Source organism: Ruminococcus sp. AF37-20, assembly GCF_003460465.1.
Classification (GTDB): Bacteria; Bacillota; Clostridia; order Oscillospirales; family Ruminococcaceae; genus Hominimerdicola; species Hominimerdicola aceti.
The window spans coordinates 44,073-61,268 of sequence record NZ_QTVE01000011.1; the positions used below are offsets into that span (position 1 = coordinate 44,073).

The 17,196-nt window shown below is 41.8% G+C and carries 18 protein-coding genes; all 18 read left to right on the plus strand.

What is annotated here, in order from left to right; translation table 11 throughout:
- Window positions 1-163: 163 nt before the first annotated feature.
- The 18 genes from infC to rsfS all read left to right on the plus strand — a co-directional run bounded on the left by infC (window position 164) and on the right by rsfS (window position 17,171).
- Window positions 164-718, plus strand: a complete 555-nt coding sequence (infC, locus tag DW015_RS08585) for a translation initiation factor IF-3 (RefSeq protein ID WP_022286866.1) — start codon at window positions 164-166, stop codon at window positions 716-718.
- Window positions 719-740: 22 nt separating this feature from the next.
- The gene (gene rpmI, locus DW015_RS08590) at window positions 741-938 is read left to right on the plus strand and encodes a 50S ribosomal protein L35 (protein ID WP_022286867.1); all 198 of its coding nucleotides are present in this window, start codon (window positions 741-743) and stop codon (window positions 936-938) included.
- 48 nt (window positions 939-986) lie between these two features.
- Window positions 987-1,340, plus strand: coding sequence for a 50S ribosomal protein L20 (gene rplT / locus DW015_RS08595; RefSeq protein ID WP_022286868.1), 354 nt, complete (start codon window positions 987-989; stop codon window positions 1,338-1,340).
- Between the two features lie 118 nt (window positions 1,341-1,458).
- Window positions 1,459-2,280 (plus strand): RNA methyltransferase, encoded by an 822-nt coding sequence (locus DW015_RS08600; RefSeq protein WP_117905346.1) that lies wholly within the window; start codon window positions 1,459-1,461, stop codon window positions 2,278-2,280.
- Window positions 2,273-3,505, plus strand: coding sequence for a DNA-processing protein DprA (locus tag DW015_RS08605; RefSeq protein ID WP_181979883.1), 1,233 nt, complete (start codon window positions 2,273-2,275; stop codon window positions 3,503-3,505). Before DW015_RS08600 ends, DW015_RS08605 begins: the two co-directional genes overlap by 8 nt.
- Before the next feature lie 25 nt (window positions 3,506-3,530).
- Window positions 3,531-5,621: a type I DNA topoisomerase gene (gene topA, locus DW015_RS08610; RefSeq protein ID WP_117905348.1), complete on the plus strand. Its 2,091-nt coding sequence runs from the start codon at window positions 3,531-3,533 to the stop codon at window positions 5,619-5,621.
- Window positions 5,611-6,927: a methylenetetrahydrofolate--tRNA-(uracil(54)-C(5))-methyltransferase (FADH(2)-oxidizing) TrmFO gene (gene trmFO / locus DW015_RS08615; RefSeq protein ID WP_117905349.1), complete on the plus strand. Its 1,317-nt coding sequence runs from the start codon at window positions 5,611-5,613 to the stop codon at window positions 6,925-6,927. The genes topA and trmFO overlap by 11 nt, the downstream gene beginning before the upstream one ends.
- Window positions 6,928-6,937: 10 nt before the next feature.
- A complete protein-coding gene (plsX, locus tag DW015_RS08620) occupies window positions 6,938-7,948 on the plus strand; it encodes a phosphate acyltransferase PlsX (protein ID WP_022286873.1) in 1,011 nt (336 codons plus the stop codon).
- Window positions 7,948-8,646: a ribonuclease III gene (rnc, locus tag DW015_RS08625; protein ID WP_117905350.1), complete on the plus strand. Its 699-nt coding sequence runs from the start codon at window positions 7,948-7,950 to the stop codon at window positions 8,644-8,646. Before plsX ends, rnc begins: the two co-directional genes overlap by 1 nt.
- Window positions 8,633-9,658 (plus strand): radical SAM protein, encoded by a 1,026-nt coding sequence (locus tag DW015_RS08630; RefSeq protein WP_117905351.1) that lies wholly within the window; start codon window positions 8,633-8,635, stop codon window positions 9,656-9,658. The genes rnc and DW015_RS08630 overlap by 14 nt, the downstream gene beginning before the upstream one ends.
- Window positions 9,658-13,224 (plus strand): chromosome segregation protein SMC, encoded by a 3,567-nt coding sequence (smc, locus tag DW015_RS08635; protein ID WP_117905352.1) that lies wholly within the window; start codon window positions 9,658-9,660, stop codon window positions 13,222-13,224. The genes DW015_RS08630 and smc overlap by 1 nt, the downstream gene beginning before the upstream one ends.
- Window positions 13,225-13,234: 10 nt before the next feature.
- Complete coding sequence (gene ftsY, locus DW015_RS08640; protein WP_117905353.1) at window positions 13,235-14,140, plus strand: signal recognition particle-docking protein FtsY; 906 nt, start codon at window positions 13,235-13,237, stop codon at window positions 14,138-14,140.
- A gap of 52 nt (window positions 14,141-14,192) precedes the next feature.
- The gene (locus tag DW015_RS08645; RefSeq protein WP_117863797.1) at window positions 14,193-14,693 is read left to right on the plus strand and encodes an isochorismatase family protein; all 501 of its coding nucleotides are present in this window, start codon (window positions 14,193-14,195) and stop codon (window positions 14,691-14,693) included.
- Window positions 14,694-14,703: 10 nt separating this feature from the next.
- Window positions 14,704-15,282 (plus strand): RdgB/HAM1 family non-canonical purine NTP pyrophosphatase, encoded by a 579-nt coding sequence (gene rdgB, locus DW015_RS08650; RefSeq protein ID WP_022286879.1) that lies wholly within the window; start codon window positions 14,704-14,706, stop codon window positions 15,280-15,282.
- A gap of 18 nt (window positions 15,283-15,300) precedes the next feature.
- Window positions 15,301-15,597 (plus strand): YhbY family RNA-binding protein, encoded by a 297-nt coding sequence (locus tag DW015_RS08655; protein ID WP_022286880.1) that lies wholly within the window; start codon window positions 15,301-15,303, stop codon window positions 15,595-15,597.
- The gene (gene nadD, locus DW015_RS08660; RefSeq protein ID WP_117905354.1) at window positions 15,597-16,214 is read left to right on the plus strand and encodes a nicotinate (nicotinamide) nucleotide adenylyltransferase; all 618 of its coding nucleotides are present in this window, start codon (window positions 15,597-15,599) and stop codon (window positions 16,212-16,214) included. Before DW015_RS08655 ends, nadD begins: the two co-directional genes overlap by 1 nt.
- Window positions 16,204-16,782: a bis(5'-nucleosyl)-tetraphosphatase (symmetrical) YqeK gene (yqeK, locus tag DW015_RS08665; protein ID WP_117905355.1), complete on the plus strand. Its 579-nt coding sequence runs from the start codon at window positions 16,204-16,206 to the stop codon at window positions 16,780-16,782. Before nadD ends, yqeK begins: the two co-directional genes overlap by 11 nt.
- 11 nt (window positions 16,783-16,793) lie before the next feature.
- Window positions 16,794-17,171 carry a ribosome silencing factor gene (rsfS, locus tag DW015_RS08670; protein ID WP_117857270.1) on the plus strand — a complete coding sequence of 126 codons (378 nt, stop codon included), beginning with the start codon at window positions 16,794-16,796 and terminating at the stop codon, window positions 17,169-17,171.
- The last annotated feature ends 25 nt before the right edge of the window (window positions 17,172-17,196 follow it).

Here is a 17,196-nt window from a genome sequence, read left to right on the forward strand (position 1 = left end):
AATTTGAGAAAAGGTATTGACAAGTGGGTAAAAGTGTAGTATAATATCATGGTAAACAAAGCAGAACAATGTCCGTTCTCACCTTAAGCGCAGATCTCTGTAGTAAAAAGGTCAACATGAATTTGCATATCAGTGTGATTTTATGCGGGTACGGATCAGTTCTGTGCCCGTTTTATTTTATTTTTGGAGGTGCTGCGTCATTAGCAACAGGGAACATCAGATCAACGAAGAGATCCGTGATAAAGAACTCAGGGTCATAGACGTTGACGGAAATCAGCTTGGTATTTTAAGTGCTGACGAGGCTCTTAAAATTGCATTTGAGAAAGATCTTGATCTTGTAAAGATCGCTCCTCAGGCAACTCCGCCTGTATGCCGTATCATGGATTATGGCAAGTTCTGTTTTGAACAGACAAAGCGTGCGAAGGAAGCAAAGAAAAATCAGAAAGTTATCGAGATCAAGGAAGTTAGAATGTCATCTACGATCGACACTCATGATTTTAATGTAAAGGTCAATCAGGCTGTTAAATTCCTTAACGGAGGAGATAAGATAAAAGTTTCTGTAAGGTTCAAGAAAAGAACTTTGGCTCATCCACAGTTCGGTGAAGAACTTCTTGCAAAATTTAAAGACGCTATCTCTGAAGCCGGCGTTGTTGACAAGCCATCAAAAATGGAGGGACGCAGTCTTGTGATGTTCGTTTCTCCGAAAGTAAACAAGTAAAATAATAAGGAGGATAAATACAATGCCAAAGATCAAAACACATTCTGGTGCTAAGAAGCGTTTCAGTGTTACCGGTAGCGGTAAGGTTAAGTTCCAGCACACAAACAAAAGACACAGACTTACTCAGAAGGATCACAAGCGTAAGAGAATCCTGCGTGGTGCAGCTTATGCAGATGATACCAACATCAAGAACGTAAAGGCTCTTATCCCTTACAAATAAACGAGTTGTAGGGAAAACAAATTTTAAAAATTTCAGGAGGTAATAACTATGGCTCGTGTAAAGGGAGCAATGATGACTCGTAAGAGAAGAAATAAGACTCTGAAGCTTGCTAAGGGATACTTTGGTGCCAAGAGCAAGCACTTCAAAATGGCTAAACAGGCTGTAATGAAGTCAGGTCAGTATGCATACATTGGAAGAAAGCAGAAGAAGAGAGATTTCAGAAAGCTTTGGATCACAAGAATTTCAGCAGCTGCTAAAATGAACGGTATGAATTATTCAACATTCATGAACGGCGTAAACAAGGCTGGTATCAATCTTAACAGAAAGATGCTCTCCGAAATAGCTATCAGCGATCCTGCTGGTTTCACAGCGATCGCAGAAAAGGCGAAGGCTGCTCTTTAATAGTCAAAAACACGCACGTTATTGTAACCTGCGTGTTTTGTTGTATATTAAGGCAACACCATATATGACGCATTTGGCAACTAAATGATTAAATTTTCAGAATAAGAGGTGACGCAGTTTGCATATTAATAGTAAAGATAACCCTAGAGTGAAGCTTTTCAGAAAGCTTCTGTCATCAAAAAAAGCTAGGGAAGAACATGGATTGTTTGCTGTTGAAGGTGCAAGAAACTGCGTTGACACCGCTTATGAAGCTGTGTGCGGAAGAATAAAAGTCCATTCTGTTTTCTATACTCAAACGGCCTTGACTAAATATAAAAATACACTTAAAACCGATAGTCTTTTCTCGTGCACAAGACCTGAAGATGTTTTTGAAATATCTGATGAGCTTGCGAAAAAGATGACAGATGAGGGAAACTCTCAGGGCATTTATATGATCGTTTTTAAGGTCGATTTGCCTTTTGTGGCTGAGTATATTGACAAAAACGGGAAGTATCTCGTGCTTGATAATTTACAGGACCCAGGTAATTTGGGTACGCTTCTAAGAACTGCCGATGCCGTAGGCGTTAGTGGAGTAGTTATGACAGATAATTGCGTTGATCTGTATAACCCAAAGGTGGTTCGTTCCGCTATGGGAAGCACTACAAGACTTGATCTTTTTGTAGTTGATAATTTTCTGAACGTCGCAACGCTTTTTGATGAGCTTGGTATCGTTACAAATGCTGCAGTTGTCAGAGACGGTGAAAATATCACAGAATTTGATTTTGACAGACCGTGTGCTGTTGTAATAGGAAACGAGGGCAAAGGTTTGCCTAAAGAACATTCAGACATTTGTAAAAATCGTGTGACTATTTCTATGCACGGCAACATAGAATCACTTAATGCTGCTTGCGCAGGCACAATCATTTTGTGGGAAATGTTTCGAGGTGGCAGTCATGGATAAAGAAAGACTTTTATTGTGGATAAGAGCGGTTCTGATTTTCACTCCATCGAGCAAACGTATATGGGAAGTTTCTGCAAATTATGATGATATAGTTGAGTTCATGACAGCACTCGATGATCATATGGTCAGCGGACTTAATGATAAAGAGCTGCAGAGGATAGGAAAATATAGTCTTAAAGACGCAGAAATCATAAAAAAACGCTGTGAAGAGCTTGGCATAAATATTTATTGTTACGAAAGTGAGGGCTATCCTGACAGACTTAAACGGATCGCAAATCCACCTGCTGTTCTGTATACTTATGGTAACCTTGACTTTTTAAACGATAAATGCGTTATTTCAGTAGTAGGCTCCCGTGAGCCGTCTGAATATTCTGTAAAGATAACGAAGCATATTTGCGCAGATCTTATAAGAAGAAACTGTCTGCTTGCTTCGGGGTTTGCAGGAGGTATAGATCAGATCGCTAACAAGGTAGCTATTGAAAATAATAGTAGACCTATAGCTGTGTGTGGCACAGCTCTTGATTGTGATTATCCTAAGGGAAGTAACGAGCTAAAAAAACAGATCGCTGAGAATGGAGTAGTAATATCAGAGTATTTTCCGGGTTATAAACCATTTGGAAATGCTTTTGTGAATCGCAATAGGATTCTTACAGGACTTTCAAATGCAGTGCTTTTTACTGAGTGTAGCAAGGAAAGTCATGGTCTTGATAATGTCAATCACGCCATATCTCAAGGAAAACAGGTATTTGTAGTACCGCCACATGATATCTATGACAGTCGATATTTCGGACAACGTGATCTCATAAGAAATGAGTGTCAACCTGTATTCGGCGCAGAGGATATAGTGTATTCGCTTGGCAATGAAAGGTATCAATCTCTTAGACTTGTGGAAAGCCTGGGAGAGTTCACGCTTCCTGCTGAGGATTCTGCTATACTTAACAATGGCGAGCCTAAGACAGTGAAGCACAGAAAAAGCAAAAGAAAAGTGCCTGACAGCAAGACTGTTTCTGAAACAGAAATGGTAAAGCCAACACCTGAGCCTGATCTGTCAGAGCTTGATGACACACAAAAGAGCATTTGCAAACTGTTAAAAAGCGGAAATATGCTTGTGGACGAGATAGCTGCAAAGCTTGGTATGGATATCTCTGATGTGCTTGCACAGCTAACGGAGCTTGAACTTTATGGCACTGTTAAGTCATATCCGGGCAAAATGTTTGGACTTTAATATATATTAAGAATGGAGAATAGATTTGTCTAATTTGATCATAGTTGAGTCACCAACGAAGATAAAAACAATTAAGCGTTATCTTAGCGATGATTATGAAGTCGTGGCTTCAAAGGGTCATGTCCGTGACCTGCCAAAATCAAAGCTGGGCGTCGATATAGATAATAATTTTGAGCCTAAATATGTCAACATAAAAGACAAAGAGGGCGTTATAAAAGATATAAAAAAGCTTGCAAAGAAAAGCGACCATGTTTATCTTGCAGGAGACCCTGACCGAGAGGGAGAAGCCATTTCATGGCATCTTGCATTGCTTTTGGGTCTTGACCTGAATGATAAAAACCGAGTAACTTTCAACGAACTTACTGAAACTGGTATCAAAGCTGGAATGAGCCACCCACGTTCTATTGATATAAACCTTGTTAATGCACAGCAGGCAAGACGTATCCTTGACAGACTTGTGGGCTATAAGCTTTCACCTTTTCTTTGGAGAAAGATAAGAAAAGGACTTTCAGCGGGCAGAGTTCAGTCTGTCGCAGTTAAAATGATATGCGACAGAGAAAACGAGATAAGGGCATTTGTATCTCAGGAATATTGGTCCATTGACGGAAAATTTTCCGCAAACGGTGAAAGAAAGACATTTGCCGCAAAGCTTAATACAGTTGACGGAGAAAAGCCGGAGTTGAAAAATAAAGAGCAGGCTGACGAGATACTGAAAAGACTTGAGGGTGCCGAGTTTGTTATCGACAAGGTAAAAAAGAGCGTTCACAGAAAATCTCCTGCCGCACCATTCACCACCTCGACTTTACAGCAGGAAGCGTCAAGACGTCTCAGCTTTCAGGCGAGAAGAACGATGAAAACCGCTCAGGAGCTTTATGAGGGTGTTGAGATAAACGATATGGGTCAGACAGGTCTTATCACCTATATGCGTACCGACAGCCTTAGAATTTCTGATGAAGCAAGAGCAGCGGCATATGATTTTATCAGAAAAAAATATGGCGATAAGTATATTCCTGACACACCGAAAAAATATAAAACTAAGGGCAACGCTCAGGACGCTCACGAAGCCATCCGACCAACACACCCAGAAGTAACACCTGATATGGTAAAGGCAAGCGGAGTGACGAGTGACCAGTACAAGCTTTATAAACTCATTTGGGAGAGATTTATAGCTTCTCAGATGTCAAACTGCCTTATGGACACTGTTTCTGTTGATATCTCTGCAAACGGTTGTAACTTCAAGGCAACAGGCTATTCTGTAAAGTTCGACGGATTTACTGTTCTTTATGAAGAGGCTAAAGACGATGAGGGTGAAAAGAAAAACGTGCTTCCTCCAATAAAATCCGGTGACTCAATAAAGGTGCGTACCCTTGAGGGAAATCAGCATTTCACTCAGCCTCCTGCAAGATACACAGAAGCAACCCTTGTAAAGGCGTTTGAGGAAACGGGCATCGGCAGACCTTCAACTTATGTTCCAACTATTACAACCATAATAAACAGAAATTATGTTGAGCGTGACGGAAAACAGCTTAAGCCGACTTCGCTTGGCGAAGTAACAAACCAGCTTATGAGCGAGCATTTTGATAAAATAGTTGATGTTAAGTTTACTGCAAACATGGAGAAATCTCTTGATGAGGTTGAAAGTGGCAAGAAAAGTTGGGTAAAAACTTTGCAGGACTTTTACGGTGACTTTGACGAGGAATTGACTGAAGCCGAGGAAGCCATGGACGGGAAGCGTATCAAAGTGCCTGACGTAGAAACAGATCAGGTGTGTGAGCTTTGCGGCAAACCTATGGTAATAAAGATAGGCAGATATGGCAAATTTATGGCTTGCTCAGGTTTTCCTGAGTGCAAGAATACCAAAAAAATAGTTCAGGAAACAGGCGGAATTTGCCCTTACTGCGGAAAGAAAGTGCTTCTCAAAAAGTCTAAAAAGGGCAAGAAATATTACGGCTGTGAGGACAATCCTGAGTGCAAGTTCATGACATGGGACGTTCCTACCGAAGAGAAATGCCCTAAGTGTGGCAGTACGCTTTTCCAGAAAGGCGGAAAGAACGGAATACTCATTTGCCATAAGCCTGATTGCGGATATGAAAGGAATTTATCTAATGGCGGTTAAGGTAATAGGTGCAGGACTTGCAGGTTGTGAAGCTGCGTGGCAGTTAGCCCAAGCAGGGATAGACGTTGAGCTTTATGAAATGAAGCCGAAAGAGTTTACGCCTGCCCATAAATATAAGGGCTTTGCAGAGCTTGTCTGCTCAAATTCATTGAAAGCGGACAGAATAGATTCAGCCGCAGGTATGCTAAAAGAGGAAATGCGCAGGCTTGGCTCTGTCACAATGGAATGTGCAGCTGAAACTAAGGTATCAGCAGGCGGAGCACTTGCTGTTGATAGGAAAAAGTTTTCCGATATGGTCACGGCAAAGATAATGGAAAATCCTCACATCACTGTTATCGAGGAAGAAGTCACAGATATACCTGATGGCGATGTTATAATCGCAACAGGTCCTCTTACAAGCGATGGGCTTGCAGAGAGTATCGGCAAAATATGCGGTGATTATCTGTATTTTCATGATGCCGCCGCACCTATCGTCACATATGAAAGTCTTGATAAGGATAAGGTTTTCTTTGCATCGAGATATGGCAAGGGCGAGGCTGATTATATAAACTGCCCTATGAATAAGGAAGAATATCTCAGGTTCTATAATGAACTTATCAATGCGGAATCCGCTCCGCTCCATGATTTTGATAAGGAGCACTTTTCAAAGGACGGGTTCAAGGTGTATGAAGGCTGTATGCCGGTTGAGGTCCTTGCCAAAAGAGGAGAGGACACAATGCGTTTCGGCCCGCTGAAACCTGTAGGTTTGACGGATCCACGAACAGGCAACAGACCTTATGCCGTCGTTCAGCTTCGTGCAGAGAACGCAGAGGGAAGTCTGTATAACCTTGTGGGCTTTCAGACAAACCTTAAATTTGGTGAGCAGAAAAGAGTATTTTCTCTTATCACAGGACTTGAAAATGCAGAATTTATACGCTATGGAGTTATGCATAGAAACACTTTCATCAATTCGCCTAAGCTCTTAAATCCGCAGTTTAATATGCGAGATAGAGAAAACCTTTATTTTGCAGGTCAAATGACAGGCGTTGAGGGATATATCGAATCGGCGGCAAGCGGAATTTTTGCAGGGTTGAGCATGGCAAGACGTTTGCAGGGCAAGCCTGCGGTTACCTTGCCTGATACCACAATGCTGGGTGCGCTTTCAAAGTATATAAGCGATCCTACCGTGGAGAAGTTCCAGCCTATGGGATGTAATATGGGTATCCTGCCTGAGCTGCCTGAACGTATAAGAGATAAGAAACTGAAATATAAGATGATAGCTGAAAGGGGTCTTGCAGACCTTGACAAGGCTATTGAGGAATTTTAAGGAGAATGTTATGAACATAGTAATTGACGCTTTCGGCGGAGATAACGCACCTCTCGAAGTCATAAAAGGTTCAATTGACGCACAGAAAGATTTCGGTGTTGACGTTACTCTTGTTGGTGATGAAGAAAAAATAAAAAAATGTGCACAGGAAAACGGACTTGATATCACAGCTTTACATATCAAGCACGCTGATACTGTTATCGAGATATGTGAAGAGCCTACAGAAGTGATCAAGGGCAAGAAGGATTGTTCAATGGCTGTTGGCATGAAAATGCTTGCAGACGGTGAGGGCGACGCTTTTGTTTCAGCTGGCTCAACAGGCGCACTTGTAGTTGGAGCAACGTTTATCGTAAAGAGAATAAAGGGCATCAAAAGACCAGCTCTTGCAACAATACTTCCTACGGCAACTACGCCTACGATGCTTCTTGACAGCGGTGCAAACGCAGACTGCCGCCCTGAAATGCTTACTCAGTTTGGAATAATGGGTTCGGCTTATATGAACAAGATACTTGGTGTTGAGTCACCAAGAGTAGGTCTTGCAAATATTGGTGCAGAGGAGTCAAAGGGCAGAGAGCTGGAGCTTGAAACTTACAAGCAGTTGAAAAACGCACCTGTAAACTTTGTTGGAAATATCGAAGCAAGACAGCTTCCTATGGGCGATTGTGACGTATGCGTGGCTGACGGCTTCTGCGGAAACCTTATGCTCAAGCTTTACGAGGGCATGGCAAAATTCTTCTCAGGGGAGCTTAAAACGCTTCTGACTAAGGATACAAAGTCAAAGATCGCTGCTCTTATGGTAATGAAGAACGTTAAAGAATTCAAGAAAAAGGTAGACTACTCTGAGTATGGCGGAGCGCCTCTACTTGGTACTGCAAAGCCTGTTATCAAGGCACATGGCTCATCAAATGCAAGAGCATTCTATAACGCTATCAGACAAGCAAAACAATTTACTGAAACTAATGTGATAGACGAGATCACAACTGCTATCGAGCAGTTGAAAAGCAAACAGGAGATGTTATAATGGACGAGCAAAAGGCTCTTAAAGAGTTTCAGAAAAGAATAGGTTATCAATTCAAAGACGAAAAGCTCCTTTACGAAGCTCTTTCCCATTCATCATTTGCAAATGAAAACAAGAAGGCAAGAAACAGCAATGAAAGGCTTGAATTTCTTGGAGATTCAGTGCTTTCTATAGTTGTGTCAGATCACATTTTCGAGCATTACAAGCATATGCCTGAGGGCGAGCTGACAAAAATGAGGGCTTCACTTGTGTGCGAAAAAGCACTGTTTGAGTTCTCAAAGAAAATAGAACTTGGCAAGTATATCTTTCTCGGAAAAGGCGAGGAGATAACAGGGGGCAGAGAAAGACCGTCAATTATTTCAGACGCTTTTGAAGCAGTTATCGCTGCAATTTATCTTGACGGTGGTATCGAGCCTGTTTCAAAATATATACTTTCATTCATACCTGAAAATATCACGCCTGATGGAGTTGTTTTCCATGATTACAAGACTATTCTTCAGGAGATAATCCAGAAAAATCCTGAGGAGAGAATAGAATATCACCTTAAAGGCGAATCAGGTCCTGACCATAATAAGAAATTTACTGTTCAGGTACTTTTGAATACGAATGTTATCGGCGAGGGTACGGGCAGATCGAAAAAGACCGCTGAACAGTTGGCGGCTAAAGAAGCATTGGAACTAATGGGCTATGGGGCACAGTAATATATCTGTCTTCGTGCCGCATATAGGCTGTCCGCATATGTGTGCGTTCTGCAATCAGCGCACCATAACTGGTACAGAGAAGATACCGCACGCTGATGATGTTAAGCGTATCTGCACACAGGCAATGAACGAAGTCAAGGACGTTTCACAGACGGAGATAGCCTTTTTCGGTGGTAGCTTTACAGCAGTGCCGAGAGAATATATGCTCGAACTTCTTGGTGCAGCGCAGGAGTTTATAGGCAACGACAACTTCAAGGGTATCAGGATATCCACCAGACCTGACTATATCAGCACTGAGATACTTGACATTCTCAGAGATAATCACGTTACGGCTATTGAGCTTGGCGCACAGTCTATGTCAGATGTTGTTCTTGAAGCCAACGAGCGTGGACATACTGTTCAGGACGTCGAAAACGCTGCAAAGCTTATAAAAAGCTATGGTTGCTTTGACCTTGGTCTGCAAATGATGATAGGACTTTATAAAAGCAACCGTGAAACTGAGCTGGAAACTTGGTCGAAGATAGCGGCGCTGTCTCCTAAAACAGTACGTATTTATCCCGTTGTTATCCTTAATGGTACAAGGCTCGGAGAGCTTTACAAAAGTGGCGAATATAAGCCTATGGACTTTGACGAGGTAGTGAAAATCTGTTCTTATCTTCTCACAGAAGCCGATAAACTTGGTATAGATGTTATAAAGCTTGGTCTGCACGCAAGCGAGGTCGTGGAGGAGCAAATGTTGGGCGGATTTTATCACCCTGCATTCCGTGAACTTTGCGAAGGCAGAAATTACCGCAGTCTTATAGCAGAAGAGCTTGGAAAGCATGGCAATATAAGCGATATAGCTTCTGTTGTGATATCTGTACCGAAAAGGCAGATAAGCAAGGCAATAGGTCAGAAAAAATCTAATATAGAATATTTCAAAGATCTTGGTGTCAATATAAAAATTGTAGGTCACGAGGGCAGCAATAAAATAAAGATAAACGAAATCATAATGAGGGGTGGTGAAAAATAATGTATCTTAAATCACTTGAATTGCAGGGCTTTAAGTCTTTTCCAGATAAAATAGATCTGAAATTCAATAAGGGTATCACCGCAGTTGTCGGTCCTAACGGCTCAGGCAAGAGTAATATCGGTGACGCTATGCGCTGGGTAATGGGCGAGCAATCTTCCAAAGCCCTGAGAGGTGAAAAAATGGCAGGCGTTATTTTTCACGGCACTCAAACTAGACCAAAAGCGCCTTTTGCTCAGGTAACAATCACCATAGACAACGAGGACGGTGCACTTGAATATGACAGCGACACCGTGTCAGTATCACGAAAGCTTTACCGCAATGGCGACAGCTTTTACATGATAAACGGTAAAGAAGTAAATTTAAAGGATATCGTGGAACTGTTTATGGACACCGGTCTTGGCAGGGACGGTTATTCGATAATCGGTCAGGGCAGGATAGCAGATATCGTAAACGGAAAATCCAATGACCGCCGTGAGATATTTGAAGAAGCGGCAGGCATTTCAAAATTCCGTTCAAAGAAAAAAGAAGCCGAAAAAAAGCTTGCGGCGGCTGAGGATAATCTCTCTCGTATCAATGACATCATGGGAGAGATAGAAGGACGAATAGGTCCGCTTAAAGCGCAGGCTGAAAAGGCGGAGAAGTTCAGAGTCCTTGATGAAGAAAAGAGAAAGCTGGAAGTCTCCGTATGGGTGCATAAGCTCAATGAGTATATGAGCCAAATAGCAGGTTATGAGGAGAAGCTTTCTGCTTTAAAAAAAGAGTACGAGGTCATCACGCAGGAGCTTGAAAGCATTGAAGACGATATAAATGACAGCTTTGCAAAGAGCGCTGAAAAATCTGAGCTTGCTGACAGCTACAAAAATCAGATACATCAGGTGGAGCTTGAAAACTCTCAGGCACTGTCAAAGATCGCAGTATATGAGAATGATATTTCTCACCTTGAAGATAATATTTTGAAGCTTAAAGAGCAGATAAGTGAGTCCAACTCATCAAAATACTATCTTGAGGCTGAGCTGAAAACACGCAGACAGGAGCTTGAAGAACTCGACGAGAAAAAAGCAAAGCAGCAGGAAGCTGTAGAGTGTAAGGAAAAAGAGCTTTCTGAGCTTATTGATAAAACTGCATTATCTGACAAGTCGGTAAGTGAAGCTGGAAGCTTTATAAATGAGCTTTACATGAAAAAGTCGGAAGTTTCATTCAGACTTGAAAATGCTAAAAACAACCTTTCGGATATTGATGAGCAGATCGAAAATTCTCTTGAAAGAAAAAAACAGCTTGAAGAACATTCAAAACTTTCTTCAAAGGAATTAAAGGAACTGCGTGAATCAAAAAGCAAAGCTGACGAAAACAAGCAGGAGCTTACAAACCGCATGAGCGGACTTGCAAAGCTTCTTGAAACTAGAAACACAAAGCTTTCAGAATGTCGCAAAAATCTCACAGATACGGAAATACAGCTCCGTGACGTTGAGAACAGGATAAAGACTATAGCCGACCTTGAAAACTCCATGGAGGGCTTTCAGTTCAGCGTAAAGCACATAATGAAAGCCTCACAGCTGGGTAGGATAAGCGGCATTTGCGGTACTGTTTCTCAGCTTATATCTGTTGAAACAAAATACTCTGTAGCCATTGAAACTGCGTTGGGTGGGGCACTTCAGAACATTGTCGTAAACAATGAGGACTCTGCTAAGAGAGGTATCAGGCTTCTGAAAGAGAACAGAGCAGGTCGTGCAACATTTCTGCCTGTTACATCAGTTCGAGGAAACAGACTAAATATGCCGCAACTTGAAAATGAGGACGGCTTTGTGGCTCTAGGCTGTGAGCTTGTTAAGTATGACAGCCAGTTTGAGGGCGTAATCAACAGCCTTTTAGGCAGGATATGTATAGCAGAGGATATCGACAGTGCAACCCTTATCGCAAAGAAATACAGCTATAAATTCCGCATCGTTACCCTGGACGGACAGGTAATAAACGCGGGCGGCTCATTCACAGGAGGAAGCGTTTCCAAACAGACAGGTCTGCTTACAAGAAAAAATGAAGCGGAAGCACTTGCTAAAAAGAAAACAGCACTTGAAAACTCCTTTACAGAGCTTAAACAGCAGGTTGAGAAGCTAAATCAAGAGGTTTCAAAATACACCGCTGATACCGAGGGACTAAGGGAAAAGCTTTCACAGGTAAACAGCGATATACTCCGTTTTGAAATGGAAATAAAGCGTGTTTCAGAGTATTATTCTGACTATGAAAACAAGCTTGATGAGATAGAAACATTTATCGAAACGCTGAAAAATAAATACAAGATAGTAAGCGGAGATATCGACAAGGCTCAGACAGAACTTTCAGAGATCGAAGCTGAGATATCAGATAATGAAGCCAAGCTTGCCGACTCTCAAAACGAGCAGGCAGAACTTAAAAATAAGCGTGAACAGCTCAGCGAAGAGCTTTCACAAATGAAGATAATGGCGGCAGAGTTATCCAAAGACCTTGACGCCTGCAAGCTTTCAATATCACAGCTTGAAGAAACTATCGGCGACAGTGATACTGACAGCGGCAAGTTGAACGATAATATCTCCGAGTGCGAAAAAAAGATAGCTGAGAAGAAAGAGCTTATCTCTCAGACAAGAGAGGAACTCAGCGGCGCTGACGAAAAGATAGCCGCCGCACAGAAAATGGCGGAGCAGGCTCAGCGTGAGCATATTGAGCTTGACAATGCAGCAAACAAACTTCGCACCAAGCAGAAGCACAAAATGGACGAGAAGGAAACACTTTCAGGTCAGCTTACAAGAGCGGAGGAACAGAAAAAATCTGTTACTGCAGGCTTTGATAAGCTTGTGGCACAGCTTTGGGACGATTATGAGCTTACAAGAAGCGACGCTGCAGAGATAGCCGAGGATATTGTGGATATAACGGTAGCTAACAGGCGACTCAACGAACTTCGTGGAAAGATAAGAAATCTTGGAAGCGTAAACCTTGGAGCTATAGAGGAATATGCAGAAGTGTCACAGCGACACGAATTTTTCACAGGTCAGCTTAATGACGTAAATACGTCAAAAACAGAACTTGAAAAACTTATCGAGGATCTGACAGAAAATATGAAGAATATGTTCACCGACAGCTTTGAGCGCATAAATGCGAATTTCAAGAAAATTTTCACCGAGCTTTTCGGTGGTGGTCAGTGCGAGCTTATTCTTACAGACCCAAACAATGTCCTTGAATGTGGTATTGAGATAAACGTTCAGCCGCCAGGCAAGGTCATAACAAACCTTATGTCCCTTTCAGGCGGAGAGCAGGCTCTGGTGGCTATTGCAATTTATTTTGCAATCCTGAAAATTTCGCCATCACCTTTCTGTCTTCTCGATGAGATAGAAGCGGCGCTTGATGATGTGAACGTAAGTAAATATGCACAATATCTGCACCATCTTACAGATAAAACACAGTTTATCACCATTACTCACAGACGTGGAACAATGGAAGAAGCTGACGTTCTGTATGGCGTAACGATGCAAGAAAAGGGTGTTTCCAAGCTTCTTAAAATGGACGTTTCGGAAACACGTCAAATGAAACTTGAATAGGAGTGAAGAAATGGGATTTTTTGAAAAGCTGAAAAATGGTCTTAAAAAGACTAAAGACTCAATGATGGGCAGAATAGAAAGTCTGCTTCATTCATTCAGCAAAATAGATGAAGATCTTTTTGAGGAGCTTGAAGAAACGCTTATCCTCTGCGATATCGGTGTTACAACTTCTGAAAAGATATGCGATAAGCTCAGACAGAAAGTCAAGCAGGAGGGCGTTAAAGAGCCTGAAAAAATCAAGGATATGCTTAAAGAGATAATCACAGAAATGCTCGGTGAGGATCAGAAGCTCGATATGTCAACAATACCGTCAGTTATACTGGTTATCGGTGTAAACGGTGTTGGCAAAACAACAACCATCGGCAAGCTTGCTTATCAGCTTCACAAACAAGGCAAAAAGGTTATCGTTGCGGCGGCTGATACTTTCAGAGCGGCTGCTATTGACCAGCTCGAAGTGTGGACAGAGCGTGCAGGGGTAGACATAATCAAGCACAACGAAGGTTCAGACCCTGCTTCCGTGGTATTTGACGCACTGGCGGCGGCTAAGGCAAGACAGGCTGACGTTGTTATATGCGATACCGCAGGTCGTCTTCACAATAAGAAAAACCTTATGGACGAGCTGAAAAAGATATCCCGTATAGTTCACCAGCAGGCAGAGGGCTGCGCTCTCGAAGTCCTGCTTGCGCTTGACGCTACAACGGGACAGAACGCAGTTAATCAGGCAAGACAGTTCAACGAAGTAGCTGATATAACGGGTATTATTCTTACCAAGCTTGACGGCACAGCCAAGGGTGGAATAATTATCAGCATAACCGACGATCTGCAAGTGCCTGTAAAGCTTGTTACAGTAGGCGAAAAAATAGACGACATACAGCCGTTTTCAGCAAGAGATTTTGTTGAAGCACTGTTTGAATAATAGAATATTGGATTAGACACTTAAAAGTATAAAATCAGGGGGAATTTTTTTTATGGATAAGGTTTTGTTTGTAGTTGATATGCAGGAAATGTATGTAGGAAGGGGCAGAGATAAAACCACATACTCATATGATGCCGAATCACTTATCGACGCCATAAACAAGCGTATCTCTGCTTATAAAGCTGAGGAGGTCTTTTATATCGTCAGCTACAAAAAGGGACTTTTGGGTGGAGGAATGCCCAAAGAGGGAACACCTGCGGCTAGCTTTCCAGCAAAGCTGAAAGTTGTATCCAAAAATATTTATTCCAAAAGCAAGCCCGATGCTTTTTCAAACGTTGCTCTTGAAGATTTTATGAGAGCAAGGAATGTGAAAGAGATAGAATTTGTAGGTGTTGATGGTGGTATCTCCGTTATCAACACTGCAATAGGTGCTATTGAATGTGGAATGAAAGTTGTTTTCAACGAAGAATGTATCGGTACAGTTTTTAAAGATAAGGCAAACAAATGCCGTGAAAAATTAAAGAAAAATAAGGTAACTTATATACACAGCTAAAGGAGAAAAAATGAAACTTGTTATTGCAAGCAACAATAAAGGCAAGATAAGAGAATATAAACAGATTCTTGAGCCGCTTGGTTATGAGGTGTTCTCGCAATCAGAGGCAGGTCTGATACTTGATGTTGAGGAAACAGGCACTACTTTTGCTGAAAACTCTGCACTAAAAGCAAGAGCTGCATTCAAGCTTTGCGGCTGTGCTGTACTTGCAGACGACAGCGGTCTTGAGATAGACGCCCTGGATGGTGAGCCCGGAGTATATTCAGCAAGATATGGCGGACTCGAAACTGATGATGAGCGTACCGCTCTTGTGCTTAAAAAAATGAAAGAAATACCTGATGATAAAAGGGGAGCACACTTTACCTGTACAATACACTTTATCAAAGCAGACGGTGAAGAGATAGCCGTTGAGGGAAAAGTATTCGGTAAGATAGCTCACGAGCCTGTTGGCGAAAACGGCTTCGGCTATGACCCTATTTTCATGTATGGGAACAAGAGCTTTGCTCAGGTTGACTCAGAAACAAAGAATACCGTTTCCCATAGAGCAAACGCACTAAAAGCTTTGCTTGAACAGCTCACAAAGCAGTAAACTGAAAGGATTTAGATTATGATTACAACTAAACAAAGAGCAGAACTCAAAGGTATGGCTTCGCTTATACAGCCTGCTTTTCAGATAGGCAAGGGCGGAGTTAATGACGCTCAGGTGGCACAGATAGACGATTATCTGAGAGTTCACGAGCTTGTAAAAATAAAGGTGCTTGACAACTCAATGTACACCGCAAGAGAAGCCGCAGAGGAGATCGCTGAAAAGATATCTGCTGAAGTCGTTCAGGTAATAGGCTCAAAGGCGGTACTTTATAAACGCAATGAGAAGCAGCCTGTTATAAAATTAAAGTCAAAGTAATGAAAATAGGTGTTTTCGGCGGCACGTTCAATCCTGTTCACTTAGGGCATCTAAATTGCCTTAAAAGCGTAGCGGAGCAGGCGGGCCTTGACAAGACGATCGTCATGCCTGACAGAATACCTCCACATAAGCAAGCGGAGGACTTAGCTTCCTCTGAGGATAGGTTGAATATGTGCAGACTTGCTTTTGCAGATATCCCATGTGTGGAAATATCCGATTGGGAACTTAAGCAAGAGGGCAAAAGCTATTCAGTGATAACACTCAGACATCTAAAAGAGATATATCCACATGATAAGCTGTTTTTTATAATGGGTAGCGATATGTTGCTTTCATTTGAAGAATGGTATCAGTATAAGGAGATATTATCACTTTCGGCACTTATCTGCGTTGCACGCTCGCATGAGGACATTGACCACATAGAGGTGAAAGCCAAACAGCTCAAAGCCGAGGGTGGAGAGATAATCATAGTAAAAACCGACCCATTTGAGGTGTCTTCAACTGAGATACGTCAAATGCTCAAAAAAAATGTTGATTGCTCTTGCTATTTGAGTGAAAATGTTGTACAATATATAGTGGACAAAAATTTGTATAACCGAGGTTTTCTAAGTGGCAGATAAAAAAACAATAGGCATTTATAAAGCATACCTAAAAGAACATTTATCAAAAAAGAGATACACACACTCTGTGAACGTAGCAAATTCCGCTGTGGAGCTTGCAAAAAGATATGGTGCTGACGCAGACAAGGCTTATATTGCAGGACTTTTGCATGATGTTGCAAAAGAGATACCAGCATTGGAGCTTGCGGCTATAGTTTCTAAATCTTCACTTGATGTGTGCGATATAGAGAAAAAGGCTGTTCCGCTGTTTCACGGTATTGCAGGGGCAGAGCTTGTGCAGACGCTTTTTGATATTCATGACCCTGAGATAATCTCAGCTATACGCTATCATACAGTTGCCTGTGGAAATATGCCCAAGCTTAGCCAGATAGTATATCTTGCAGACCTTATTTCTGCGGACAGGGATTATAAAGACGTAAAGAAAATGAGAAAGTATGCCGAACAAAGCTTGGAGAAAGCAATGTTTGAGGCTTTGAAATTCTCAATAAAAGACTCAGTGGAAAAGGGTAATACTATCCCTGTTTCCACACTTGAAGCATATAATGATTTTGCCGATAATTCAAAATAAAGGAGATTTTTATGGATAATATTTCACAGAATGAAAAGCTGTCAACTATTGTTAAAGCTCTTGATTCAAAAAGAGCAGAGGACATCAGGATAATAGAGATCGGTGACCTGACTATAGTTGCGGATTATTTTGTTATAGCAAATGGTACTTCAAGCACTCAGACAAAGGCCCTTGCGGAGGAAGTTGAGTTCAAAATGAGCCAGCTTGGCATTGAACCTAACAGAACAGAGGGCTATCAGGGTGCAACTTGGGTCGTACTTGATTACGGTGATATCATAGTTCATGTTTTCTATAAGGAAACAAGAGATCATTACAATCTTGAAAGACTATGGTCTGACGGCAAGGATATCGACGTAAAGCAGTTCTTACCAGACGAGCCACAGGATTGATTTTGACAATTATAATTTAACAAAG

What these genes read in the sequence shown, in the direction of transcription:
- rpmI (WP_022286867.1), top strand. Translation starts at nt 741, where the DNA reads ATGCCAAAGATCAAAACACATTCTGGTGCTAAGAAGCGTTTCAGTGTT.
- rplT (WP_022286868.1), top strand. Translation starts at nt 987, where the DNA reads ATGGCTCGTGTAAAGGGAGCAATGATGACTCGTAAGAGAAGAAATAAG.
- DW015_RS08605 (WP_181979883.1), top strand. Translation starts at nt 2,273, where the DNA reads ATGGATAAAGAAAGACTTTTATTGTGGATAAGAGCGGTTCTGATTTTC.
- trmFO (WP_117905349.1), top strand. Translation starts at nt 5,611, where the DNA reads ATGGCGGTTAAGGTAATAGGTGCAGGACTTGCAGGTTGTGAAGCTGCG.
- plsX (WP_022286873.1), top strand. Translation starts at nt 6,938, where the DNA reads ATGAACATAGTAATTGACGCTTTCGGCGGAGATAACGCACCTCTCGAA.
- rnc (WP_117905350.1), top strand. Translation starts at nt 7,948, where the DNA reads ATGGACGAGCAAAAGGCTCTTAAAGAGTTTCAGAAAAGAATAGGTTAT.
- DW015_RS08630 (WP_117905351.1), top strand. Translation starts at nt 8,633, where the DNA reads ATGGGGCACAGTAATATATCTGTCTTCGTGCCGCATATAGGCTGTCCG.
- smc (WP_117905352.1), top strand. Translation starts at nt 9,658, where the DNA reads ATGTATCTTAAATCACTTGAATTGCAGGGCTTTAAGTCTTTTCCAGAT.
- ftsY (WP_117905353.1), top strand. Translation starts at nt 13,235, where the DNA reads ATGGGATTTTTTGAAAAGCTGAAAAATGGTCTTAAAAAGACTAAAGAC.
- DW015_RS08645 (WP_117863797.1), top strand. Translation starts at nt 14,193, where the DNA reads ATGGATAAGGTTTTGTTTGTAGTTGATATGCAGGAAATGTATGTAGGA.
- rdgB (WP_022286879.1), top strand. Translation starts at nt 14,704, where the DNA reads ATGAAACTTGTTATTGCAAGCAACAATAAAGGCAAGATAAGAGAATAT.
- DW015_RS08655 (WP_022286880.1), top strand. Translation starts at nt 15,301, where the DNA reads ATGATTACAACTAAACAAAGAGCAGAACTCAAAGGTATGGCTTCGCTT.
- nadD (WP_117905354.1), top strand. Translation starts at nt 15,597, where the DNA reads ATGAAAATAGGTGTTTTCGGCGGCACGTTCAATCCTGTTCACTTAGGG.
- rsfS (WP_117857270.1), top strand. Translation starts at nt 16,794, where the DNA reads ATGGATAATATTTCACAGAATGAAAAGCTGTCAACTATTGTTAAAGCT.